Origin of the sequence: Paraburkholderia sp. 32, from assembly GCF_050435345.1 — a bacterium.
In the GTDB taxonomy this organism is placed as follows: domain Bacteria; phylum Pseudomonadota; class Gammaproteobacteria; order Burkholderiales; family Burkholderiaceae; genus Paraburkholderia; species Paraburkholderia tuberum.
On record NZ_JBNDKD010000001.1, the window covers coordinates 3183623 to 3208488 of the forward strand.

The following is a 24866-nucleotide window of genomic DNA, read 5'->3' on the forward strand; positions in this document are numbered from 1 at the left end:
CGATGCAAACACACGCTTGCGCTCCCACGCGCTACCACGGCGCGGCGATCGCGCTGCACTGGCTGGTCGCCGCGCTGATGATCTGCGGTTTCTACATCGGCTGGATCATGACCGATATCCCCGGCTTCACGCCGACGAAGCTCAAGTACTTCTCGTGGCACAAATGGATTGGCGTGACCGTGTTCGCGCTGGCGCTGCTGCGGGTGCTGTGGCGCGCGACGCATCGCGCGCCCGCGCTCGATGCCGCGACGCCCGCGTGGCAGAAGGCCGCCGCGCATCTGGTGCACGGTCTGCTGTATCTGCTGATGCTCGCGATTCCGCTGTCCGGCTACTTCTACAGCTCGGCGGCCGGCATTCAGGTCGTGTATCTGGGCATCGTGCCGCTGCCGACGATCATCGGTCCCGATCAGGCGCTGAAGGCCGCGCTACGCACGGTGCACGTGCTGCTCAATTACACGCTGCTCGCGCTCGTGCTGATGCACGCGCTCGCGGCGCTCAAGCATCAGTTCATCGATCGCGACGGATTGCTCGCGCGCATGGTGCCGTTTCTGAAGACCCGCGCATAACGATATGACGGCTTGAAGAAAGCCATAACTCCTGTCGATTGGTTACGACTGGTTGGCAATCAAATTCCTCGCGGTGTGCAATCAGGCCGCGAAGCTCGGATAGGATGCGTACCATCATGAAGACACCTTTTTATCTCTCCACTCGTCGCGCGACGCTCGCTTCTTTGGCGGTGCTTGCGCTGCTCGGCGCGAACCTCGCGCACGCCGACGTCGACCTCGCGAAAAGCAGCGTCATCGCCACGACCAAACAGATGAACGTGCCCGTCGACGGCAAGTTCAGGAAGTTCTCCGCGCAACTGAATTTCGATCCGGCGAAGCCGGCTGCGGGCAGCGCGAACGTGTCGATCGACACCGCGAGCTACGACCTCGGCGCCGACGACTACAACAAGCAGGCGCAAGGCAAGGAATGGTTCGACAGCGGCGCCTTCCCGAGCGCGACCTTCGTGTCGAGCTCGATCGCGCCGGCTGGCGGCAACCAGTACAAGGTGACCGGCAAGCTGACGATCAAAGGCAAATCGCAAACGGTCGTCGTGCCGGTCGTGATCGCGAGCCAGGGCGCCACGCAAACTTTCGACGGCTCGCTGCCGATCAAGCGCACGCAGTTCGACGTCGGCACCGGCGAATGGAAAGACACGTCGGTGGTCGCCGACGAAGTCGTCATCAAATTTCATCTGGTCGCGGCGAAGAAATAACCCACCACGCCGCAGCACCGCCTTACCCTTCGACCTCTGGAGTCCAACTTGAAGCAATCCTTCCTGCTCGCCGCCGGCGCGCTCGCCGCTGCATGCTCGTTCAACGCGATGGCCGCCGCCGAAACCTACCTGCTCGATCCGACGCACACGTCGCCGAGCTTCGAGACCGACCACTTCGGCGGCCTGTCGATCTGGCGCGGCAAGTTCCAGAAAAGCAGCGGTACCGTCGTGCTCGATCGCGCGGCGAAGACCGGCACGGTCGAGGCGACAATCGACCTGACCTCGGTCGGCATCGGCAACGACAAGCTCAACGAGGAACTGGTCGGCGACAAGTTCTTCGACACCGCGAAGTTCCCGACCGCGACCTACAAGGGCACGCAGATCCGCTTCGACGGCGACAAGCCGGTCGAAGTGATCGGCACGCTGACGCTGCACGGCGTCACGAAACCGGTCAACCTGAAGATCGAATCGTTCAAGTGCATCCAGCATCCGATGCTGAAGCGCGAAGTGTGCGGCACCGAATCGGTCGCGACGTTCAATCGCGACGATTTCGGCATCGACTTCGGCAAGGCGTACGGCTTCAACATGAAGACCACGCTGCATATCCAGGCCGAAGGCGTCAAGCAGTAAGCGCATCGCGCCCGGCACGGCCGGGCGCCGAACTACTGGATCGCGGGCTGCGCCGGCGCGTGCGACGCGCGGCGCGCCTCCAGCCACGCGACCAGCTCCTCGCGGCGCATGGCCTTCGCGAACAGCCAGCCCTGTCCGTACTGAACGCCTCGGCGCAGCAGATATTCGACCTGCTCGTCGCGCTCGATTCCCTCCGCCACGACTTCCACCCCCAATTCGTGCGCCATGTCGATGATATGCGGCGCAACGATGCTCGACGCCGCATCCCGGGCGATCGTGTCGACGAACGATTTGTCGATCTTCAGAGCGTCGATCATGAACGTCTGCAAATAGGCGAGGCTCGAATAGCCGGTGCCGAAATCGTCGATATAGACCGGGTGGCCGGCGCTTCGGAAGGCCGCGATCGTCTGCCGGGTCGCATCGGCGTTCAGGCAACTGCGCTCGGTCGCTTCGATCCTGATCTGCGCGGGACGCAGGCCGGTTCCGGCGAGCCTCGCGGTGATCAGGTTAAGAAAGCGCGGCGTGCGCAGATCCTCGCCGCTCACGTTGACCGACACGTAGAACCACGGCCGCGAACGCAATAGCTCTGTCAGGTCGTGGAGCGCTTTAGCGAGCACGAGGTCGGTCAACGACTGGATCAGGTCATGCTGCTCGGCCAACCCAATGAAAATATGCGGCGAGATCTCGCGTCCGTTCAGATTCCATCTGGCCAGTGCTTCGACACCGACGCATTCGTTGGTCGCGAGACTCACGATCGGTTGATAGGCGACGTCGATGATTTTGCGCGAGATCGCCCATTCGAGCGATGCCCGGAACGACACCTGTCGCGAGATCCGTTTGAACGCGAACCAGCCGAACCCGGCGCCCATCGCGACGCCTATCGACAGCCACGTCGCCAGCAGGCCGGGCCAGTCTCTCAGCAGGCTGGTGCGCCGGCCCTTGACGACGACGCCAAGCGCGCGCGTCGCCGAACGTGCGACCGCGTAGTTCCATTCATCGCTATCGACGCGCCCCGCCCGCTTCCATGCATGGAGCATCTCGTCGGGGTCCGCGCCCGTCGACAGCGCGACGATCGAGTTCAGTTCGGTGTTGATCGTGGCGATGGGCCTCCCCGCCGGATCCATCACATCGACGTATGACTGCGGATCGATTGACACGTACTCGCCGTTGCGCCCGATCTGTATATCCTCGCGCACGTCGCTGAGTGGATTCTTTTGCTGGAACCAGACCAGGTAGCCGTCGTTGCTTCGCCAGCGCGGCGGCGGCAGTTCGACATTCTGCGTCCGAACGTCGCCGAACAGCGGCGAGCAAAGATAGCGCCCGTCGCCGTACGCACCTGCGTCCCGGACGTAGCGGTAGTTGAAAATCACATGGGCGGCGCGCTCCAGGTATTGCGGCGAACACGGCGCGCCGTGCTCGGCCTGCAGGTCCGCGATCGCCGCAAAACCCTGATACGTGACGAGTTCCGTGCGCATCACGGCCTTTTCCGCGTATTGGCGCAAATCTCGCTGCTCGCGGCGTGTGACGTCTTCGTTCGCGATATAGATGCTGATCAGGACCGGCAGCACCGTTGCGGCGCAGCCGAGTGCGATATACGCCGAAATCAGCGACATGCGCTGGATCATCTGTCGAGCCCCGTGGTGAAGCGGTCGCGGCGAAACCCGCCGGGAGCGGCAGCGGCCCGGCATGGACCCCGTACGCAAGCGGCGGAGTTCAGTGTCAAGCATAGTTTCTGAACCCGCTTTTTCAACAACGCGTCGAACGACACGCGTGCGGCCGGCCGTGCCGGCCCTGACCGGCGGCGAGCGCGGCAAGGTACCATGACGGGCTGGCGGCGTCGCGACGCGCGCCGTCACCGCTTTCGTTCATTGCCATCGCCCGCTTCGCCTCCCATGAATTCGCCAACCCGCCGCATCGCGCACCTCGACATGGACGCGTTTTACGCGTCCGTCGAACTGCTGCGCTATCCGGAGTTGCGCGGGCGCGCGGTGGTGATCGGCGGCGGGCGCAACAGCGCGCCGCAGGTGCTCGAAGACGGCAGCAGGCGCTTCGCGAAGCTGCGCGATTACGCGGGCCGCGGCGTCGTGACCACCTCGACCTACGAGGCGCGCGCGCTCGGCGTATTTTCGGCGATGGGCATGATGAAGGCCGCCGCGCTCGCGCCCGACGCGATCCTGCTGCCGACCGACTTCGATTCATACCGCCACTACTCGCGTCTTTTCAAGGCCGCCGTCAGGACGTTCACGGACCGCATCGAGGATCGCGGCATCGACGAGATCTATATCGACCTGACCGACCTGGCGGGCGAACCGGCCGACATCGGCCGGCGCATCAAGGACGCCGTTCATCAGGCCACCGGTCTCACGTGTTCGATCTGCGTCGCGCCGAACAAACTGCTCGCGAAGATCGGCTCCGAACTCGACAAGCCTGACGGCCTGACGATCCTCACGCCGGCCGATATACCGCTGCGCGTGTGGCCGCTGCAGGTACGCAAGGTCAACGGCATCGGCCCGAAGGCCGCGCAGAAGCTGACCACACTCGGCCTCGCGACGGTCGGCGATCTGGCCGCCGCCGACGCCGGGTTGTTGCAGGACAACTTCGGGCGCAGCTATTCCGCCTGGCTGATGCAGGTCGCGCAGGGTCACGACGAGCGGCCCTTGGTGGTCGAATCGGAGCCGAAGTCGATCAGCCGCGAGACCACGTTCGAGCGCGATCTGCATCCGCGCCACGATCGACCGGCGTTATCGAGCGCGTTTACGGGGCTGTGCGTGCGTGTCGCCGACGATCTCGTGCGCAAGGGCTACGTGGGCCGCACGATCGGCATCAAGCTGCGCTACGACGACTTCCACACCGTCACGCGCGACCTGACGCTCGACGAACCGACCGCCGACGCGACCGAAATCCGCCGCGCGGCGACCGAATGTTTGCGACGCGTGGAGTTGAACCGCAAGCTGCGGCTATTGGGCGTGCGCATCAGCACGCTGACGTCGGCCAGCGAACAGGCGCTGAAGCCGCGCCTGCCGGTTCAGGCCGACTTGCCTTTCGCGAGCGACGAATAGGCGCTGTCGCCGGCGACGCCGGTCGCGTTCGCACGCATGGCCGGCACGTCGCCTGACGTGGACAGCGCCGACGCCGCCACCGAAAACGAGAACGTGTTGATGCCGTTGGCGCTGTGCGCGGACACGGTGCCGCGATGCATCTCCGCGATCGCCTTCACGATCGCGAGCCCGAGCCCGTGGTTTTCGCGGCTATTGGTGCGCGAGACTTCCGCGCGATAGAAACGGTCGAACAGATGTTCGAGGACGTCCGGCGCGATCGGCTCGCCAGGATTTGCCACGGCGACGCGCACCTGGTCGCGCATCGGTCCTTTCCCGCGCGCGATCGTCACGCTGATCGACGCGCCCGGCTCGCAATGCTGGATCGCGTTCATCAGCAGGTTCGTGCATGCGCGGCCGAATAGCGACCGGTTCACGCGCGCGAACGCATCGCCGTGCAACTGCGCATGCACGTGCGCCTCTTCGAGCGGAATCTCCAGAAACTCGAGCGTATGCGCGAGTTCCGCCGCGAGCGACACCTCGACGAGCCCCGTCGCGCGTTCGCCCTGATCGGCGCGCGCGAGGAACAGCATGTCGTTGATGATCGTGCGCATCCGCTCGAATTCTTCGAGATTCGATTGCAGCGTGTGGCGCAGATCGTCGACCGAGCGGTTGCGGGTCAGCGCGACCTCGGTCTGGCCGATCAGGATCGTGACCGGCGTGCGCAGTTCATGCGCGACGTCCGCGTTGAACGATTCGAGCCGGCCGTAGGCGCCGTCGAGCCGTTCGAGCGCGCCGTTGAACGAGTTCGCGAGGTCGTTCAGTTCGAGCGGCAGCGACGCCGTATTGAGCCGCTGCGAGCGGTTGTTCGGGCTGACCGCCGATGCGTCGCGCGTCAGACGCGTGAGCGGTGCGAGACCGATGCGCGTGACCGAGTAGCTGAGCAGCAGCACCGCGAGGCTGCCGAGCGCGGACAGCGCCGCGAGCGCCGAGCCGAACACGCGCATCGTGCGCAGGTTCGGTGAATAGCTCGACGCGACCTGCAACTGCACCGGCGGCCGCGCGGCGTTGGCGGGCAAGGTCACCGTCGAGGTCAGCATGTCGGGGCCGCCGCCCGCCGGCGCGATGCGCGCATAGCCGCCCGGCCAGCTCTTCGTGACGGTGCCCTGCACCGGCGTGCCGAAGTGATAGCTCGGGTCCGCGCTCGTCACCGAGTACACGGTGCTGCCGTCGTGCGGCGTCATGTCGGTGAGTTTTTCGCGGCACATCCGCCATTTTTCGGGCGTCACCGCGTGATAGACGATGATGCGCGCAATCTGCGTGCGATCGTCGAGCGACTCGCGCAGATGATGTTCGAGCTGCGTGCGCAGCACCAGAAAGAGCCCCGTGCCGACGAGCGTAAACACGAACAGCGCGACCAGCGCGAACATCGACGCGAGACGGCGGGCAATCGAACGGTTCATGATGTCTCGGCCTCTTCGCGCACTTCGAGCACGTAGCCCATGCCGCGCACCGTGTGCAGCAGCTTCGACGGGAACGGGCCGTCGAGCTTCGCGCGCAGCCGCTTGATCGCGGTCTCGACGACGTTCGTGTGGCTGTCGAAGTTGACGTCCCACACGAGTTCGGTGATCGCGGTCTTCGACAGAATGTCGCCCTGACGGCGCGCGAGCACGCTGAGCAGTTGAAACTCTTTGGCGGTCAGGTCGAGGCGTACGCCGTCGCGCGTCGCGCGGCGGCCGATCAGATCGACGAACAGATCGCCGACGGAAATCAACGTGGATTCCTGCGAACGCGTGCGGCGCGCGAGCGCATGCAGACGCTCGACCAGTTCGAGGAACGAGAACGGTTTGGTCAGGTAGTCGTCCGCGCCTTCGCGCAGGCCGCGCACGCGGTCGTTCACGTGATCGCGCGCGGTCAGCATGATGACCGGCGTCGACTTGCGCATGCGCAGCGCCTTCAGCACGCTGAAGCCGTCGCGCTTAGGCAGCATCACGTCGAGGACGATCACGTCGTAATCGAATTCGGTGGCCAGATGCATGCCTTCCTCGCCGTCGAGCGCGACATCGACGACCCAGCCCTGCTCTGTCAAACCGGAGCGCAGGTAGTCCACCACCTTGTGCTCGTCTTCAACGATCAGCAATTTCATCCGCGTCCCCATGCCACGTTTGGCGGCCAACTGTCCATTATACGAAACGCCCCTGATGCCTCGCGCCGATCCCACTCCCTCGGCATGGAAGCTCTGCCGGGCGATTCAGTGTGCAGGAGCCGGCATCTCCCTGTGCTGCGCGCCGCCGGCTGGCGCTTGCTGCGGCGATGCCGTAGCACTGGCGACGTTCGCTGTCGCGTTCGTACGGGTAGCCTCGTTCCCGGCCATTGCGCCACCTTGCGCGCCGCCCTCCCAGCCGCCGCCGAGCGCCTTCACGAGCGCCACCGACAGCGTCAACTGCTGGCCGTGAATCTGCACGTCCGTGCGCTCGCTGGTCAGCAGCGACTCCTGCGCGTCGATCACGTTCAGATACGCGACGAGGCCGCCCGAATAGCGATCGTTCGCGAGCGACAGCAGCCGCTGCGCGTCCTCGACCGCCTCGCGCGACTGCTTCGCCGCGCCGTCGAGCACCGACAGTCCTGTGATGCCGTCCTGTACCTGCTGGAACGCGCTCAGCACGGTCTGCCGATAATTCGCCTCGGTCGCCTTGTAGCCCGCGCTCGCGTACTGGACGTTGGCCGCGCGCCGGCCGCCGTCGAAGATCACTTGACCGACCGTCGCGCCGAGCGTCCACATCAGCGTCGGCGCGCTCAGCAGATTGGCGAACTCGGTGCTCTCCCAGCCGATGCCCGGCGTCAGCGTGAGGCTCGGGAAGAACGCCGCCTTGGCCACGCCGATCTGCGCGTTGGCCGCCGCCATCGCACGTTCCGCCGAGGCGACGTCGGGACGCCTTTGCAGCACGTCGCTCGGCACGCCGAGCGGTACGGTCGGCGCCTTGATGTCGAGCACTTTCGGCTCGATCGCGAACTGCGGTGCCGGCACGCCGACCAGCGCGGCGATCGCATGCTCGAACTGCGCGCGCTGATTGAGCAGCAGTTGCGCCTGCACGCGCGTCGAATCGAGCTGCGATTTCTGCTGCAGCACGTCGAGGCCCGATACCGAACCGAGATCGTGCTCGGTGTTCACGTAGTCGAGCGCTTTCTGCTGCAGCTTCACCGACTGGTTCAGCACGTCGATCTCGCGGTCGAGCTCACGCAGCGAGAAGTAGTCGGTGGCGAGGTCGGTCGTCAGCACGAGGCGCGCGTTCGCGAGATCGTCCGCCGACTGTTCGGCCGACGCCTGCGCGCCCTCGACCTGACGACGGATGCGGCCGAACAGATCGGTGTCGTAGCTGATCGTCGGCCCGAGCTGGAGGTTGTTCTGCACCGTCGATTCGGTCGGCGTCGCGTAGTTCGTCAGCGGCCGGTCGTGCGAAATACGGAAGCGCGAGGCCTGTGCGTTGAAATCGACTTCCGGCACGCGCTGCGCGCTGGTGTTCGCGAGCGTCGCCTTCGCCTGCTCGTAGTGCGCGCTCGCCGCGGCGAGCGTCTGGTTCTGCGCGAGTGCCTGGGTTTCGAGCGTCGCGAGCGTCGGGTCGGCGAAGCCCGTCCACCAGTCCGGCGCGATCGGCGCATGCGACGGCGCGGCGACGCGCCAGAACGAATCGGTGTGCCATTCGGGCGGCACCTCGGCCTGCGGCCGCTGATAGTCCGGGCCGACCGTGCACGCGGCGAGCAGCGCCGCGCCGGCGCACGCGCTCAGCGCGGTGAAGACAGTGCCACGCGTACGCGCCTCGCGTGAAGCCGCGAACATCACGACGCCCCCTTGCCGTTCTTCTGCAGCGGCTGCACCTGCACGTGATCGCCATCGGCAATCGAATCGCTCGGGTTGACGATGATGCGATCGCTCGGCGAGATACCGCTTTCGATTTCGAGCTGCTGTCCGAGGTCCACCGCGATCACGACCTTGCGCAGGCTCACGTTGCCCTTTGCATCGACGACCGCGAGGCGCGGACCCTCCGCGCGAAACAGCAGCGCGTTGCCGGGCACCGTGAGACGCGCATGCGCGGCGGCCGGCACCGCGACCTGCACGTACGCGCCGGGGCGCAGCTTGTCGTCGGGATTCGGCAGCGTCACTTCGATCTGCAACGAGCGCGTGGGTACGTCGATCGCGCCGGATATATGCGTGATCTTGCCGTTGAACTGCTGGCCCGGCAGCTCGGCCTGCGTGACCACGACCTTCTGCCCGACCGCGACGTTCTGCGCGTAGGCCTGCGGCAACTGCACATAGACGCGCAACGGGTCCGATTGAGCAAGCGCGAACAACGCACGGCTCGTGCCGCTGCCCGCGTCGATCAGATCGCCGACGTCGACGTTGCGCTGCGTCACCACGCCGGTAAACGGCGCGACGATCCGCTTGAACGATTCGAGCTGCTGCAGACGCTTGACGTTCGCATCGGCGGCCGCGAGATTCGCGAGATCCTGCGTGTAGGTGCTTTGCCGTTCATCGAGCTCCTGCTGCGACACCGCATCACGCTGGCGCAACTGCTGCCAACGGTCCAGCGAGCTCTTCGCGAGCGCGAGGCTCGAATTGATCTGCTGACGCTGTGCCAGAGCCTGCGCGAGTTCCTGGTCGATTTCCGGCGTATCGAGCTCGGCGAGCAGTTGCCCCTGCTTCACGTGGGTGCCGATGTCGGCGTACCAGTGCAGCAGATAGCCGGTCGCGCGTGCATAGATCGGCGACTCGACATAGCCGCGCAGCGTGCCCGGCAGCAGCGTGTCGCCGCCGCCCTCGGTCTGGGTCGGCATGACGACGTTCACGTACTGCGTGGCATTCTGCTGCGCGATCGCCGCGACTTCGCGGTTTTGCAGCACGTTCGCGATCACGGTGCGAAGTGTGCCTGCCACGAGCAGCACGAGCACGATCACGACGGCGATCTTCGCGCGCTTCCATTCGCGATGGCGCGGCGGCAGCCGGTGCTCTCCTTCTTCGGTTTCCCGCGCGGGGATCGCTAGCGATGCATGAGTTTTTTCGGTCATCTCAGTCAACCATCGTTTAACTTTTACGCGGGCGTCGCCGCACTGCTGGGTTCCGGTGCGGGGGTGTCACTATGGCCGCCACTGCCACTGCCACTGCCACCGCCATCGTCGCCATCGTCGCCACCGCCGTTGTCGTCGTCGCCGCCGTTCTTATGACGGCGCGCGAGCCACGAATGAATTCCCGCAAACACGAGCGGCACGAAAAACAGCGTCGATACGGTCGCGAACAGCAACCCGCCGATCACCGCGCGGCCAAGCGGCGCATTCTGCTCGGCGCCCTCGCCGAGACCGAGCGCCATCGGAATCATGCCGATGATCATCGCGAACGCGGTCATCAGCACCGGACGAATCCGGCTCGCGCCGGCTTCGAGCGCGGCCGTGAGCGGCGGCGCGCCGGCCGACAGCCGCTGGCGCGCGAACGCGACCATCAGAATACTGTTCGCGGTCGCGACGCCCATCGTCATGATCGCGCCGGTCAGCGCCGGCACGCTCAGATGGGTGCCGGTCAGGAACAGCATCCACATGATCCCCGCGAGCGCCGCCGGCAACGCGCTGACGATGATCAGCGGATCGACCCACGACTGGAAGTTCACGACGATCAGCAGATACACGAGCACGATCGCCATCGCGACACCGATGCCGAGCCCAAAGAACGAACTGCGCATCGTCTGTACCTGGCCGCGCACGGTGATCGTACTGCCGCGTGGCAGCGAACCGCGCACCTCGTCGACGATCTTGTCGACCTGATTCGCCACGCTGCCGAGATCGCGCTTTTCAACACTCACATACAGATCGATCACCGGACGGATGTTGTAATGCGTGACTTCCGCGAACTGGCTCTTCGGCGAGATCTGCACGAGGTTGCCGAGCAGTTGCGTCGGCCCGTTCATCGTGGCCGAGACCGGGGTGCGCAACAGTTCGTCGATCGAAGACACCTGGTACTGCGGCGTCTGCACCGCCACCTTGTATTCCACGCCGTTCCTGTTGTTGACCCAGAAGCCCGGCGACGTCTGCGAGCTGCCCGACAGCGAAACGAGCACGTTCTGCGCGACGTCGTTCGCGGTCAGGTTCAGTTGTTGCAGGCGGGTGCGGTCCATGTGCAGATCGATCACCGGTTCGTCGAGCTTCTGCTGGATATGCGTGTCGACGGTGCCGGGAATCAGTCGCACCTGCTTTAGCAGCTTGCGCGCGACGTCGAGGTTGCCCTGCTGATTCGCGCCCGAAATCTCCACGTCCACCGCGGCAGGCAGGCCGAAGTTCAGGATCTGCGTGACGATATCGGCCGGCTGAAAGAAGAACTCGACGCCCGGGAAACGCTGCGGCAGGATCGCGCGCAGCTTGTCCATGTAGATCTGCGACGGCTTGTGGCCTTCGTTCAACGCAATCTGGATCTCGCCGTCGAGCGTGCCCATCGTGCCCGCATTGCTATACGACAGGTTGATGCCGCTATACGGTACGCCGAGGTTGTCGAGAATCGTGCCCAACTCCCTGGGCGGCACGACTTCGCGGATCACCTTTTCGACCTCGTCGGCAAGCCGCGCGGTCTCCTCGATACGCGTGCCGGTCGGCGCGCGCATGTGCAAGCGGATATCGCCCGCGTCGACGCTCGGGAAAAAGTCTTCGCCGAGCGTGAAGAACAGGCCCATCGACAGCACGCAGAAACCGAGGAACAGCGCGCCGAACATCTTGCGACGCACGAGCAGGCTGCTCAGGATCATGATGTAAGTCGCGCGCATGCGCTCGAAGCCGGCGTCGAAGCGGTGATACAGACGCATGAACAGATTCGGCTTCGTGCCCGCCTTCGGCTTGTGCGCGTGGCCCATCAGCAGCATCGCGAGCGTCGGCACGAGCGTACGCGACAGGATGTACGAAGCGAGCATCGCGAACACCACCGCTTCCGCGAGCGGCACGAATAGATAGCGCGCGACGCCGGTCAGGAAGAACATCGGCACGAACACGATACAGATACACAGTGTCGAGACGAGCGCCGGCACTGCGATTTCGCCGGCGCCGTCGAGAATCGCATCGTGCAGATTCGTGCCCAAGTGCAGGTGCCGCTCGATGTTCTCGATCGTCACGGTCGCGTCGTCCACCAATATGCCGACCGCGAGCGCGAGGCCGCCCAACGTCATGATGTTGATGGTCTGCCCGAGCGCGTGCAGCACGATCAGCGACGACAGAATGGACAGCGGAATCGAGATCGCGATGATGCAGGTGCTGCGCCAGTTGCCAAGAAACAGCAGGATCATCGCGGCGGTCAGCGCCGCGGCGGCCAGCGCTTCGCGCACCACACCCTGCACCGCCGCCTTCACGAATACCGACTGGTCGAACAGCGCGGTGATCTGCAGATCCGGCGGCAGCGCGGCGCGCGCTGCCGGCAAAATGGCTTTCAACGTATCGACGATCGACAGCGTCGACGCGTTGCCGTTCTTCAGCACCGACATCAGCACGCCGCGATGACCGTTCTGCCGCACGATGTTGGTCTGCGGCGAGAAGCCGTCGCGCACATGCGCGACTTCACGCAGGTAGGTCGTCGCGCCGTTGACGGTGCGCACCGGAATGTCGTTGAGACCTTCCAACGTCGGCGGCGACCCGTTCATGTCGATCGTGTATTCCTTCGGCCCGATCTTGGCCGTGCCCGTGGGAAGAATCAGGTTTTGCGCGTTGAACGCGTTGACCACGTCGGCAGGTGTCAGGCCCTTGGCCAGCAGCGCGCGCGTGTCGAGGTCGACCGAGATCAGCCGCGATTTGCCGCCATACGGATACGGTACGGCCGCGCCCGGAATCGTCACCAGTTGCGGTCGCAGGAAGTTCAGCGCGGTGTCGTTGAGATCCTGCTCCGAGAGTTTCGGACTCGACAGGCCGAGCTGGATGACTGGAATGCTGGAAGCCGAGTAGCTGATGACCAGCGGCGCGGTGGCGCCCGGCGGCATCTGCTTCAATTGCGCCTGCTCGATGGCGACCGTCTGCGCGATCGCCGTCTGGATGTTCGCGTTCGGCTGCAGAAACACCTTCAGGATCGCGATGCCGGGGAGCGATTGCGATTCGATATGTTCGATGTCGTTGACCGTCGTGGTCAGACTGCGCTCGTTGACCGACGTGATACGGGTGGCCATGTCTTCGGCCGACAGCCCCGTATACGTCCAGATGATGCTGACGACCGGAATGTTGATATCCGGCAGCACGTCGACGGGCATGGTGAACAGCACGAAGGGCGTCGCCAGCACGATCAGAATTGCCATCACGATGAACGTGTATGGCCGCTTAAGCGCTACGTTGACGATCCACATTGAAACGGGCCAGAGAAAATGCGGGTGGAGGGAGGGATTGAATCTGCGCCTATGCTAGATCGATGGTACCAACGCCTGCATGGCATGAAAATGGCGAAATCGTCAGGAAGCTTGTTGAAAGCAAATGCGCCATTTTTGAAGACGAAGGGCTCTCGCCGAATTAGCTGCGAATTAGCCGCAAAGCAAACGTTTGTTGAATAAATTTACGCGCAGTTAATGAAACGTTTGCTGATACGCGGCACGTTTTTTGGCCGAAATGATATGAAACATGCTTTCAGATTGATTCGCAAGACGGGGCGAGTTTGCTCCGAGTGGCCATCCCCTTCAATGAAAATAGGCCGGTCAACCTGAATGGTCGACCGGCCCTCACTTGCAGTCATTCGTATCCTGGCGTCAACGCCCGCGACGCTTATTTGGCGAACAGCGACGACATATCGGCGAACGCCTTGAACTCGAGCGCATTACCCGACGGATCGAGGAAGAACATCGTCGCCTGCTCGCCGACCTCGCCCTTGAAGCGCACATGCGGCTCGATGATGAATTCGATGCCGGCCTTCTGCAGTTTGTCCGCGGCGGCCTGCCATTGCTCCATCGACAGCACCGCGCCGAAGTGGCGCACCGGCACCGCGTCGCCATCCACTGCGCTGGTATGACGGTGACCGACTTCGTCCGGTGCCAGATGCGCGACGATCTGATGACCGTAGAAATTGAAATCGACCCATGCGTCCGAACTGCGCCCTTCCGGGCAGCCGAGCAATTCGCCGTAGAACTCGCGCGCGGCGGCGAGGCTATGAACAGGAAACGCCAGGTGGAACGGCGGCAAAGCGGTTTCGGCAACGCTCATGATAGGAAGACTCGCTGGGGTGGGTGTGAGGATGAATTGCGACTGGCACGACTGGCAACCGGTTCAGTTGAAGCAAAGTTTAATCATGAATAAAAATGTTGAGAAACGATATATATTTGACCTGACCATCACCAAAATCGATTGATCGATCATGCTCAGCGAGTTGAAAACCTTCATCGCCGTCAGCCAGTACGGCACGTTCTCCGGCGCGGGCGCGCGCATCGGGCTCACGCAATCGGCCGTCAGCGCGCAGATGCAGCGGCTCGAACAGGAACTCGGCTTTCAGCTGTTCGACCGCACCGGCCGCTCTGCGACGCTCAACGAGGCGGGCCGCGAAACGCTCGCGCTCGCAGAGGAAATGATGACGCTCTATGCGCGGCTCTCCGAGCGCAGCGGCGGCGCCGCCGAGAGCGGCATGCTGCGGGTCGGCGCGATCGCGTCCGCGCAGGTGTCGCTGCTCGCCGACGCGCTCGCGCGCTTTCGCGACGACCGTCCCGGCTGGCGGATTCGCGTGGTGCCGGGCGTGTCGCTGGGGCTGCTCGGCCAGGTCGACTCGGGCGAGCTCGATCTGGCCGTCATCATCAAACCGCCGTTCGCGCTGCCGTCGGAACTCGAATGGCGCACGCTCGTCGCCGAACCGTTCGTGCTGCTCGCGCCGAAACAGCTTGCGCGCGGCGGCCGCTCGTGGCGCGAACTGCTGCGCAGCGAGCCGTTCATCCGCTACGACCGCGCGTCGTTCGGCGGACGGCTCGTCGACCGTTTTCTGCGGCGCGCGCGCCTTGGCGTGCGCGATGCGGTCGAGCTCGACGAATTGCAGGCGATCGTGCAACTGGTCGCGCGCGGCATGGGTGTCGCGCTGATTCCGAATACGGCCGGGCTCGGCAAATGGCCCGCGAGCGTCGTCGCACTCGAACTCGGCGATGCGAGCTTCGAGCGCGAGATCGGGCTCGTGCTGCGGCCGCGGCATAGCCGGCCGGTGGTCGCCGATGCGTTGGCGGAGTGTATTGCGAGCGCGGCGCACGGTTGAGCGCTTTGCACGCCGCATTCGATACGAGTTCGCTTCGGGTTCGCATCGAGTGTGCTGCCATACGTACGCGCAACTGTATCTGTGAGTCGCGCGCGACGGCGCGCAGAATCGTTGCTTCATTCAACCGGCTGTGTGGCGCGTTGCATTGCATTGTCGAACACGCTCCGCCCTTGCATTTGCCCGCCATGATCGCCAGCCCTCTGCTCACCGCCGATGTCCTGATCGCCTACAGCGCCTATTTCGTCGGCACCGCGAGCCCTGGGCCGAGCAATCTCGCGATCATGTCGCTCGCGATGAGCGCGGGCCGACGCGCGGCACTGGTGTTCGCGCTCGGCGTGGTGTCGGGCTCGTTCTCATGGGCGCTGCTCGCGTCGCTCGGCTTGTCGGCGGCGCTCGCCGCCTACTCGGAATGCCTCGTCGCGATCCGGATCGCGGGCGGCTTGTATCTGCTGTGGCTCGGCTTCAAGTCCGCACGCTCGGCGTGGAGCGCCGGCAAGCCGGCCGCGAGCGCGGCGCGCGTCGACGAACCGCTCGGGCGACTCTATCTGCGTGGCCTTTTGCTGCATCTCACGAATCCGAAAGCGGTGCTGGTGTGGCTGTCGATCGTGTCGCTCGCGATGTCGCCGGTACACGGCGCCGCGCACGTGACGCCGGTCGTGCTGGGCTGCATGGTGATCGGCGCGACGGTATTCGGCAGCTACGCGGTGCTGTTTTCGACGGCGTCCGCACGCCGCGTCTATACGGCGATCCGGCGCTGGCTCGATGGCTCGCTCGCGGTGATGTTCGGCATTGCGGGGGTCAAATTGTTGACGTCGAAGAGTTGAGGTGGGTCGGGCGCGTCTGGGTCGCCCGAGGCCGCGCTCTGCGATACTGGCGGTTCGGCTCCACCAACGACGGCTGCTAGCGCACCCACCCACGCAACGATGAACGGCAACGACCACGACGCACCTTCTTCCAACCAACGCTCGCCGCTGCAAAGACGGCTCTATTTCGCCGGCGCGGCGATCCTCATGGTTAGCCTGATCGCTGCGGTGCTCATTGACGTCAGCGTCCCGCCGCCCGATAGCGCGGTCGCCATGTACGGTATCGTCGATCCGCGCTATCAGATCGAGCTACAGCAGATCGGCGGCAACGCGGCGGTACTGATGGCGCAGTTGCATCAATGGTTCGATAGCTTGTGGCACGGTGCCAGGCTCGCTTATACGGTCGCGGCGCTGGGCGCCGCGCTCGCGGCTGGCTGCATTTTCATCGGCCATTTTTTCGCGGACGATTGAGTCGCGAGGCGCTCGCATCGAGGCGCTCTAGTCGCTCTAGTACCGACACCGAGTCACCGCCTGCGTTGTTCTTCTAGATATCGAAGTACAGATAAAACTCCCATGGATGCGGACGCAATTTGATGGTGTCGATCTCGCGGCTGCGCTTGTAGTCGATCCAGGTCTGGATCACGTCGTCGGTAAAGACATCGCCTTTGCGCAGGAACGTGTTATCGGTTTCGAGCGCCGCCAGCGCCGCGTCGAGAGATCCCGGCACCTGCCGTATATTGCGCGCTTCTTCGGGCGGCAGATCGTAGATGTTGCGGTCGAGCGGCTCGCCGGGATCGGTCTTGTTTTCAATGCCGTCGAGGCCGGCCATCAGCATCGCGGCGAAAGCAAGATATGCGTTGGCCGACGGGTCCGGACAGCGAAATTCGACGCGCCGCGCGTTCGCCGAATCCGAATACATCGGAATGCGCGCCGCGGCCGACCGGTTGCGCTGCGACATCGCCAGATTGACGGGCGCCTCATATCCGGGTACCAGGCGTTTGTATGAATTCGTCGTCGGCGCGCAGAAGGCCATCAGCGCGGGCGCGTGCTGGAGCAATCCGCCGATGTACCAGCGGCACAGGTCCGAAGTCAGCGCCCAGCCGCCCGCGTCGTAAAAGAGGTTCTGTTCGTCTTTCCACAGGCTCTGATGACAATGCATGCCGCTCGCATTGTCGGCGAACAGCGGCTTCGGCATGAAGGTTGCGACCTTGCCGTGCCGACGCGCGACGTTCTTGCAGACGTACTTGTAGATCATCACGTTGTCGGCCATCCGGGTCAGCGTCGCAAAGCGCATGTCGATCTCGTTCTGTCCCGCGGTCGCAACTTCGTGGTGATGCACTTCGATCTGTACGCCCGCCTGCTGGAGCGTCAGCGCGATTTCCGAGCGGATCTCCTGCAGCGTGTCATGAGGCGGCACCGGGAAATAGCCCTCCTTGTAGCGCTGCTTGTAGCCGAGGTTGCCACCGCCGTATGCGCCTTCGTCGCGACCGGTGGTCCAGTCGCCCTCGCCCGACTCGACGTAGTAGTAGCCGCAGTGCTGATCCTGGCCGAAGCGGATGGAGTCGAAGATGAAGAATTCGAGCTCCGGCCCGAAATAACAGGTCGTCGCGATGCCCGTCTGGCGCAGATAGTTCTCCGCCTTTTTCGCCACGTAGCGCGGATCGCGCGAATACGGCTGCCGCAGCACGGGATCGACGACGTCGCAAATGATCGACAGCGTCGGCGTGCCGCAAGCCGGGTCGACGAAGGCCGTTGCCGGGTCAGGCCGCAGCAGCATGTCGGACTCGTGGATCTCCTGAAAGCCGCGGATCGATGAACCATCGAAACCGATGCCGGCGCTGAACAGGTCGTCGTGAACCTCGGGAAGCGTGATCGAAAAATGCTGCCAGAGTCCGGGCAAGTCGGTGAATTTCAGATCGACGATCTGAATATCGCGCGCTTGCAGCAGGCCGATCACATCGCTTGCGCTTTGCGGTCGCGTGACGCGATAGCTGCCCGCTTCGACGGACGCCGCAAACGGCGATCCGGTGGTTCCTTGCGTACTGGCCATGAACTTTGCCCTCTTCCGCCCCATTACCACCCGTGTACTTATAGTCCAACGTTAGTACGTCCACGCGCGAAAGCAAGGCGGCAGTGCGTGGGCCTAGCGGTCTTGCTCCAGTGCCTTCAAATGAGCCTCGCCGGCATCTCTGGCAGCGGCGGAGGTCGCATACGTCTCGTCCGAAACGAGCGAGCGTTTGACCTCACGGGCCGCGAAGTCGACCAGCGTGATGACCCAGACATGCTCGCCACCCTGCTCGGCCGTTTGCACGAAAGCGCGCACGTCGCCCTTGTCCTCTGATTTCATCGTGACCTCCTTGTGGAAAAGTCGCGCGGAAAAAGGGGGCGCGACAATAAAGCCGTTCGCGAGCCGCGGTGCTTTCCTCACGGAGCGCGTAGCTTGATCTTAGGCAATGGAATCGATCCAATGACAGTTTTCTCGCTTCCGATGCCGAGCACAGCCGATGGGTTCGGCGGTGAAAACGGCTTGCCCGCAATCATCTAAAGCCCTCATCGAGACCTTGTCGGGAGGCGCGGTTGCGCCGGTCGAGTAACGCGGACGGGCGTTCGAATGGGGAGCAGCCGTCTCCCCCGGGGACCTCAGTCGCGGAAATCGAGCTCATTCAGCTTGCGGCGTGGAACGGCGTTGGCCAGTCCGTCTTGCGAACGAGATGAGCGCCGCCCGAGGTAATTCTTCGACTGAAAGCGCCCACAGCGAATACGCAACGCTGCGCTGGAACAACAAGCCGGCAGCAGCCCGAAGCTGTCCCTTGCCCAGCGCGTACACCGAGTCGGTCACGGCGACGGCACCGTGCATCAGAATGCTGGCATGCCGGTAGCATCCCATCATGCAGTCATTGCAGGGTTGCCGTTGATCGGGCAGGCGGTCGAGGTCGAAGACGGATCCCATCGGCTCAGGCCACGCCTCGCAACGCCAAACATCGAGGTTCCAGTCGATATAAAAGTACTTGCTGCCACCGATGCATGGAACCAGTTGCTGTTCGCCGCGCACGAAACGCGCGACCTCGGCCAGTGCAGCGCTCGGGTCCATGACACGGAAATGCTTCTTGAGGCGCGCGATTGCGCTCAACGCTTCGAGTAGTTCGTCGGTGTTCAGGTCGACGAGTTTCGATTCTTCGTCGTAAACAAGCGGGACCCTCACGGCCTGCCGACGAATTCGGCAAGAAGCTTCATAGAATACGCTCAACGCGCTGCGCGTGATCCATTCTTACGCCAGCCTACGCCCCGACCCGTGACGGTCAGCGGATGGAAACTACGCACCGTTGAAGTTAAACAACCGCATAACGGCAACCACGCGCAAATGACGTTGCCTATCATGCGTACCGCGCTGTCAATCTGGCAGCAGGCACTGTCTATTTCCAGATTTGCACGCTCCCATCGAGATACCCAATCTCCTTCGTCTTGCTGCCCGTAAGCAGGCACGAGCTTGAAACGGCCCGAGTCTGGAGCGCAAGTCGGCTCACGTCTCGCAGATGTGCATAGGATTTCAAACGAGTCGGCGTTTTTGGTGTGACATCCCGTTTCAGGCTCCTGATAAACACGCGCCGCACAGTCGGTAACCGCCTTACGCCATCCCACAAGGCGACGGGAGGATCTGCGAGCGTAGATCCGCCGGCAGGGCTGAACCGACGCACGAATGTCCGCGCGAAAGCATGGGCAACGGCTGCAAAGGCCCGGATTTTGCCGTCGCCCGGTCAGACAGGTTTCAGCTCTTTCTGGAGGTTTTCGGCACAAATGGCGTGGGTGTGTGCAGAACCTTCTCGCTTCCGCACTTTGGGCAAGCCGGATGAGCGTTTTCATGTTCAGCAAGATGCTCGGCGTGTTCGAACATCTCACCGCACTTCTCACACCTGTACCGGTAAGTCGGCATGGCATTCCTCCAACGAGAATCCCGCACGTCGGGCTGACCAGATACGTCTACGACGTCGGCAATAACCCATTCTAGTCCAGGAAAGTGCGAGAAACGCCTGCGTGCACCTCGCGCGCAGCGCTCATCGTATGGGGCGAATGTCAGTTTGCCCATCGCCTACCAGCCGAAATACCTGCACGGCATCTTCCAATGTGGACGCCTGTTCTTGCATGCTGGCTGCCGCGGCTGCCACCTGCTCCACCAGGGCAACGTTCTGCTGGGTCATCTCGTCCATCTGCCCGATCGCGCGGTTGACTTCGCCGATGCCGGTACTTTGCTCGTTGCTCGCGTGGGTAATCTCACCCATCAAAGTGACCACACTATCGACAGCCGTGACGATTTCGGTCATGTCCCGGCCAGCCTGGTCGACCAGTTCGCCGCCTGCATTGACGTTGCCGACCGAGTCGGTGATCAGCGCCTTGATTTCCTTGGCGGCCATGGCGCTGCGTTGGGCCAGGCTGCGCACCTCGGCGGCGACGACCGCAAAGCCGCGTCCCTGGTCGCCGGCGCGTGCTGCCTCGACGGCCGCGTTCAAAGCCAGGATATTGGTCTGAAAGGCAATTGAGTCGATCATGCTAATGATGTCGACGATCTTGTGTGAACTGCCGCGGATCAACGACATGGTGGTCACCACATGCCCCACCACGGTGCCGCCTTTGACCGCGAGATCGGAGGCCGAGGCGATGTGTTGGTTGGCGTGCGAAGCGCGTTCGGCATTGGCGCGGACCATCGCCGTCAATTGTTCCATCGTCGATGCGGTTTCCTCGAGCGAGCCAGCCTGCGCCTCGGTGCGGGACGAAAGCTCCGCGTTGCCGGCCGCAATTTCGCGCGCGCCCAGCGCGATCATATCGGAGGCACGTCGGACGTTGCCGACTACCGAGGCCAAACCGACACTGATGCCGTTCATTGCCTGCATCAACTGGCCCAGTTCGTCGCGCCGGCTGACATGAACTTGCGCGGTCAAATCGCCGGCCGCGAGTTTTTCGGCGGCGGCCTTCGCTTCGAGCAGTTGCATGCCGAGACCGCGCCGGGTCGTCACGAAGACCAGCGCGCTGACCAGCAGCGCGCCGAGTAGCCCGAAGCCGATCACCCCGGTTTGCAGGAAAGCGGGCAATGCCGCTCCCGGGCTCGATCGGTCGGGGGGGATCACGGCCTCCAGCAGCCGACCATAGCCCAGCAGAAGTACGGTATTGGCGGCCAGCGTAAGCAGCGCGAGTCTGGCTCCGATCGACAGGTTCCACACCTCACTGACGTCGAGGCCGACATACAGCGCGCCGATTATCTCGCCAGAACTGTCCCGGATCGGCTCGTACCGTGTCATGTATTGCTTGCCGAATAGCGTCGCGTAACCGGTGTAGGGTCGCCCGCGGCGCAGCATCCGATAGCCGGGATGCGAGCGGTCGAGTACCGTGCCCACGGCCCGCTCGCCGGTTTGCCTTTTGACCGAAGTGGCGACGCGCACGAAGTCGTCGCCAATTGCGACGAATAAGGTGCCCGTCGCGCGGGTTTTGCCGGTGAAGTGGTCCACTTCGCCGTAGTTGAGGTTCAGCAGGGTGTTCCCGTTCAGCAGCCCGGGGGTCATGACACCGAGGATGTCGACACTGCTTGATTCGTCGCGTGAAAATGGAGCTGGAAAATACCCGGCGAGCGTTCGCGCGTGACGGCGCACCTGGGCCTTGAGCGGCAGCAGAGAGTACATGAAGTGAACCCCGTCGACTAAGTCAGCGAGCCGAATAAATCGGCCGTTTTATTCTGAATTCATTAGACAGAATATTGCATGAGATGGCAATAGAGTGTGCTCGCTAATCTCAGCTCACTGAAAGGCGGCGCCAGGGCGAACCTCAAGAATATCGGCATGCGCCGTGGCGCTCCGCGCGGGTCATAGATGTTTGAACACTCCGAACGCCAGAGCACGCAGTTCTTCGAACTGCGTGACGAGTTCGACACACAAAATGAAGGCCAGCATTGCAGAAGGTCCCGGATGGCGTTCGATCCATCGCAGCGCCGGGGTCGCGTAGCGCGCGCGGATCGCATCTCGAGTCAGGACCAAGGTAATCACGATGCCCACGGCGCCCCCTACCAACAAATCGGTCGGATAGTGAAAGCCGAGATAGGCCCGCGGAAGGCAAATGAAGAGCGCGGTGTAGAGAAGCGCCAGCACCCCGATGCCCCGCCACACGAGGAAGATGCCGGTGGCGACGGCCATCCACAGCATGGCGTGATCGCTTGGGAACGAACTCCAGTCTGACAACTGCGCAGTCTGGGTCGCGCCGCTCGCGAACTGCAGATGAAGTTCGGCGCTATAGATGGGACGCACTCTAAATGGCAACCAGTGAGCCAGCAGCCTTCCGACGAAGAGCGCCACGACACCGCTGAGAAGCGTCGCGAGAACTATTTCGCGCCGCCATTCGGGGCGCCCGTCTTGCTGAAACCAGATCCACCAAAGCACGGCAATCAGTACCAGGCCTTTAAAGGTGTAGAGGTCGGCGATGGCTTGTATCGATTGGGTCGCGAAATGACCGAAGTGTATGCTGGACAGATATGTTTCGATGGTCGAATCGAAGCTGTTCATGTTCCTGTAATCGATATCTGCTCGTCGAAGCGGAACGTCAGAATAATTGAGGCAAGCGACAACAAATGAGGCGCAGACAACGTTTGCTGGCAATTTGCCCGTCCGAGGCGGTGTTCGCGGCATGCGCCGCCTCAGTGCGAAGCCAGGGCGGCCCGTTATGGCGCCCCCTTGACCCGCTCATGCGGATTCTCCACTCCCGCCATGCTCAGCGCCTCATGCAGCGTGCCGAAAATACAGCGCTCCTCGACGATCGGCGTGATTCCATGCCGATCCATATCCGAGCGCAAATAGCGATTCACCCGCGCAAAGACCACCTCGATCCCATTGCGCTTGAGCGCCGAGCACAACTCGCCCACCGAGCGCGCCGCCGAATAATCGACATCCGTAATCGCGCTCGCATCGACGACGAACCAGCGCACGGCGTTCGGTGCGTGATCGATCAGGCGGCGCGTATCGTCGACGAAAAAATGATCGTTCGCGTAGAACAGATCGGCGCCGAAACGATAGACGATCAACCCAGGCGCGGTCTCCACGCCGGGCACCGCCGGCACCGGCACCCACATGCCGTCGCCGTTGGGCGCGAGCATCATCGTGTGCGGGCGGTAGCTGTGTCGCACGTGGCGCAGTAACGACAACGCGACGGCGACCAGAATGCCGTGCTCGACGCCGATCAGCACGACCGCCGCCGCCGTGAACAACGCCAGCGCGAATTCGCCGGGACTTTCGCGGCGAATCGAAAAGAGCGACTGCAGATCGATCAGGCCGATCGCGATCGTAAACACGATGCTCGCGAGAATGCAGTGCGGCAGATACTGCAGATAGCGGCTGAAAAACAGCAGCACCGCCACCACGACCGCCGCGAACACGAGCTGCGCGAACTGGCTGCGCGTGCCGGCGCGATCGGCCATCGCGGTCTGCGTCAGGCTGCCGTTGACGACGAACGCGCCGGAAAACGCCGCCGCCGCGTTGGCGGCCGCGATGCCGAGCAGGTCTGCGTTGGTATCGACCGGCTCGTGATAGCGGTCGGCGAACACCCGGCTCGCCGCGGCGCTTTGCGCGACGATCATCACGAAGCACGACGCCGCGACCGGCACGAGATCGAGCATCTGCTGCCACGTCACCGACGGAATCCGCAGCGGCGGCAATCCGCCCTCCACCGGTCCGAGGATGGAGATGCCGTGCGCGGCGAAGCCGAACACATCGCTCGCGGCAATGCCCGCGACGACCGCGACCAACGGCACCGGCAGACGCGGCCAGAAACGTTTGCAGACGAGAATCGCGGTCACCACGAGCAGCGAGATCGCCAGTGTCGGCCGATTGATCTGCGCGGCGTCGCTCACGACGAGCAGCAGTTGTTTCACGCTGCTCGCCGCATGTCCGGGCACGCCGAGCATGTCGCCGAGCATCGCGATGCCGACCTGCACGCCGACGCCCGCAAGAAAGCCGACCAGCACCGTACGCGACAGGAAATCGGCGAGAAAGCCGAGCTTGAAGATGCGCGCGACGAACAGCAACGCGGCCGTCAGCAACGCGACCATCGCCGCGAGCGCCGCATACTCGGCGCTCGACGCGGGCGCCATCGTCGAAAGACGACTCGCGAAGATCGTCGCGGTGGCCGAATCGGCGGCCACGACCAGATGCCGCGAAGCACCGAAGAACGCGAACGCGACGAGCGGCAGGAACACCGTGTAGAGCCCGGTGACGGCCGGCATGCCGGCAATGCGCGCATAGCCGAGGACCTGAGGAATATCCATCGACGCAAGCTGCACACCGGCCAGCGCATCGCGCGCCGCCGCAATCCGGCTCAAAGGAAGAACGCCCTTCAGCACGCTGGCACGCGCCGCCATTTTTTGCAGAGAATCTTGCATACGCGATGCTGACCTAAAACGAAAGTAATCGCGCATCGTGCCGCGAACCGGCGCGCCAAGGCAAGACTTATGGAAGGGAGAACGGGCTATTGACGAAAACGAGAAAGCAAACCGAAAGAACGCAAACGATTGCTCCTTTCAAGCGCACAACAGACTAACGGACGTTAATCGCAAAGCGAAAATCTCCACGGCGCAGCCGCGGAAAAAAACGCGCGAAGAAGATCTACCGTTTGAATTGCCCTGTCTGCGGGTCCACATGGCGCGCGAAACCGAACAGCGCAGCGATGCAGATCGGACAGGCGATCAGAAAGATGGCCAACATCACACTCACCCCGTAACAACTTGTTACCGGGAAGTGTAAAGAAATTTGAAGTAAGTTTAATGAGGGAAAACCGCAAAGCACTATTGCGAAGGATTACGGGAGCCTTAAAGAGATCGTCGATACGCAAGTGAAAACGCGAATAGGCCGCCACGGCGCGCGTCCGCGCGCCAGGCATCACACCGC

The 24866-nt window shown here is 63.4% G+C and carries 21 protein-coding genes; 7 read left to right on the plus strand and 14 right to left on the minus strand.

The window, feature by feature from the left end:
- The first annotated feature begins 2 nt into the window (after positions 1-2).
- The 3 genes from OKW26_RS14680 to OKW26_RS14690 all read left to right on the plus strand — a co-directional run bounded on the left by OKW26_RS14680 (position 3) and on the right by OKW26_RS14690 (position 1888).
- A complete protein-coding gene (locus OKW26_RS14680; RefSeq protein ID WP_429354068.1) occupies positions 3-566 on the plus strand; it encodes a cytochrome b in 564 nt (187 codons plus the stop codon).
- 116 nt (positions 567-682) lie between these two features.
- Positions 683-1258 (plus strand): YceI family protein, encoded by a 576-nt coding sequence (locus OKW26_RS14685; protein WP_090810112.1) that lies wholly within the window; start codon positions 683-685, stop codon positions 1256-1258.
- Positions 1259-1306: 48 nt separating this feature from the next.
- On the plus strand, positions 1307-1888 hold the full coding sequence (locus tag OKW26_RS14690; protein WP_184065285.1) for a YceI family protein: 582 nt from the start codon (positions 1307-1309) through the stop codon (positions 1886-1888).
- A 32-nt stretch (positions 1889-1920) separates the two neighbouring features.
- On the opposite strand, the gene OKW26_RS14695 is transcribed toward OKW26_RS14690, so the two are convergent.
- A complete protein-coding gene (locus OKW26_RS14695; RefSeq protein WP_429354069.1) occupies positions 1921-3501 on the minus strand; it encodes an EAL domain-containing protein in 1581 nt (526 codons plus the stop codon).
- A 279-nt stretch (positions 3502-3780) separates the two neighbouring features.
- Here OKW26_RS14695 and dinB point away from each other — a divergent pair, with 279 nt between their 5' ends.
- Positions 3781-4947 carry a DNA polymerase IV gene (dinB, locus tag OKW26_RS14700; RefSeq protein WP_184065303.1) on the plus strand — a complete coding sequence of 389 codons (1167 nt, stop codon included), beginning with the start codon at positions 3781-3783 and terminating at the stop codon, positions 4945-4947.
- On the opposite strand, the gene OKW26_RS14705 is transcribed toward dinB, so the two are convergent.
- The 6 genes from OKW26_RS14705 to OKW26_RS14730 form a co-directional block, all read right to left on the minus strand.
- Positions 4914-6386 carry a heavy metal sensor histidine kinase gene (locus OKW26_RS14705; protein ID WP_184065306.1) on the minus strand — a complete coding sequence of 491 codons (1473 nt, stop codon included), beginning with the start codon at positions 6384-6386 and terminating at the stop codon, positions 4914-4916. The two genes, dinB and OKW26_RS14705, sit on opposite strands and share 34 nt — an antisense overlap.
- Positions 6383-7069: a heavy metal response regulator transcription factor gene (locus OKW26_RS14710; protein WP_018424874.1), complete on the minus strand. Its 687-nt coding sequence runs from the start codon at positions 7067-7069 to the stop codon at positions 6383-6385. The genes OKW26_RS14705 and OKW26_RS14710 overlap by 4 nt, the downstream gene beginning before the upstream one ends.
- Before the next feature lie 105 nt (positions 7070-7174).
- Positions 7175-8761 (minus strand): efflux transporter outer membrane subunit, encoded by a 1587-nt coding sequence (locus tag OKW26_RS14715; protein ID WP_429354070.1) that lies wholly within the window; start codon positions 8759-8761, stop codon positions 7175-7177.
- Positions 8761-9987, minus strand: a complete 1227-nt coding sequence (locus OKW26_RS14720) for an efflux RND transporter periplasmic adaptor subunit (protein ID WP_429354071.1) — start codon at positions 9985-9987, stop codon at positions 8761-8763. Before OKW26_RS14720 ends, OKW26_RS14715 begins: the two co-directional genes overlap by 1 nt.
- A 23-nt stretch (positions 9988-10010) precedes the next feature.
- A complete protein-coding gene (locus OKW26_RS14725) occupies positions 10011-13277 on the minus strand; it encodes an efflux RND transporter permease subunit (protein ID WP_429354072.1) in 3267 nt (1088 codons plus the stop codon).
- 409 nt (positions 13278-13686) lie between these two features.
- Positions 13687-14121, minus strand: coding sequence for a VOC family protein (locus OKW26_RS14730; RefSeq protein WP_008918388.1), 435 nt, complete (start codon positions 14119-14121; stop codon positions 13687-13689).
- A gap of 151 nt (positions 14122-14272) precedes the next feature.
- Between OKW26_RS14730 and OKW26_RS14735 the strand changes: the two genes are divergently transcribed.
- The 3 genes from OKW26_RS14735 (at position 14273) to OKW26_RS14745 (ending at position 16422) form a co-directional block, all read left to right on the plus strand.
- Positions 14273-15148, plus strand: coding sequence for a LysR family transcriptional regulator (locus OKW26_RS14735; RefSeq protein ID WP_187613976.1), 876 nt, complete (start codon positions 14273-14275; stop codon positions 15146-15148).
- Positions 15149-15333: 185 nt separating this feature from the next.
- Positions 15334-15972, plus strand: a complete 639-nt coding sequence (locus tag OKW26_RS14740) for a LysE family translocator (protein WP_429354073.1) — start codon at positions 15334-15336, stop codon at positions 15970-15972.
- A gap of 99 nt (positions 15973-16071) precedes the next feature.
- Complete coding sequence (locus OKW26_RS14745) at positions 16072-16422, plus strand: hypothetical protein (RefSeq protein WP_429354074.1); 351 nt, start codon at positions 16072-16074, stop codon at positions 16420-16422.
- A 73-nt stretch (positions 16423-16495) separates the two neighbouring features.
- Here the strand turns inward: OKW26_RS14745 and glnA are convergent, their stop codons facing one another.
- The 7 genes from glnA to OKW26_RS14780 form a co-directional block, all read right to left on the minus strand.
- Positions 16496-18001, minus strand: coding sequence for a type I glutamate--ammonia ligase (gene glnA / locus OKW26_RS14750; protein ID WP_184071561.1), 1506 nt, complete (start codon positions 17999-18001; stop codon positions 16496-16498).
- Between the two features lie 93 nt (positions 18002-18094).
- The gene (locus OKW26_RS14755; protein ID WP_018424860.1) at positions 18095-18298 is read right to left on the minus strand and encodes a hypothetical protein; all 204 of its coding nucleotides are present in this window, start codon (positions 18296-18298) and stop codon (positions 18095-18097) included.
- A 312-nt stretch (positions 18299-18610) separates the two neighbouring features.
- Entirely contained in the window at positions 18611-19198 is a 588-nt protein-coding gene (locus tag OKW26_RS14760) for a hypothetical protein (protein ID WP_429354075.1), read from the minus strand.
- Positions 19199-19717: 519 nt separating this feature from the next.
- Positions 19718-20035: an FmdB family zinc ribbon protein gene (locus OKW26_RS14765; RefSeq protein WP_409259621.1), complete on the minus strand. Its 318-nt coding sequence runs from the start codon at positions 20033-20035 to the stop codon at positions 19718-19720.
- Entirely contained in the window at positions 20004-21620 is a 1617-nt protein-coding gene (locus OKW26_RS14770; RefSeq protein ID WP_429354076.1) for a methyl-accepting chemotaxis protein, read from the minus strand. The genes OKW26_RS14765 and OKW26_RS14770 overlap by 32 nt, the downstream gene beginning before the upstream one ends.
- Positions 21621-21800: 180 nt before the next feature.
- Complete coding sequence (locus tag OKW26_RS14775) at positions 21801-22493, minus strand: phosphatase PAP2 family protein (RefSeq protein WP_429354077.1); 693 nt, start codon at positions 22491-22493, stop codon at positions 21801-21803.
- 155 nt (positions 22494-22648) lie between these two features.
- The gene (locus tag OKW26_RS14780) at positions 22649-24361 is read right to left on the minus strand and encodes a SulP family inorganic anion transporter (protein ID WP_429354078.1); all 1713 of its coding nucleotides are present in this window, start codon (positions 24359-24361) and stop codon (positions 22649-22651) included.
- Positions 24362-24866 lie beyond the last annotated feature (505 nt).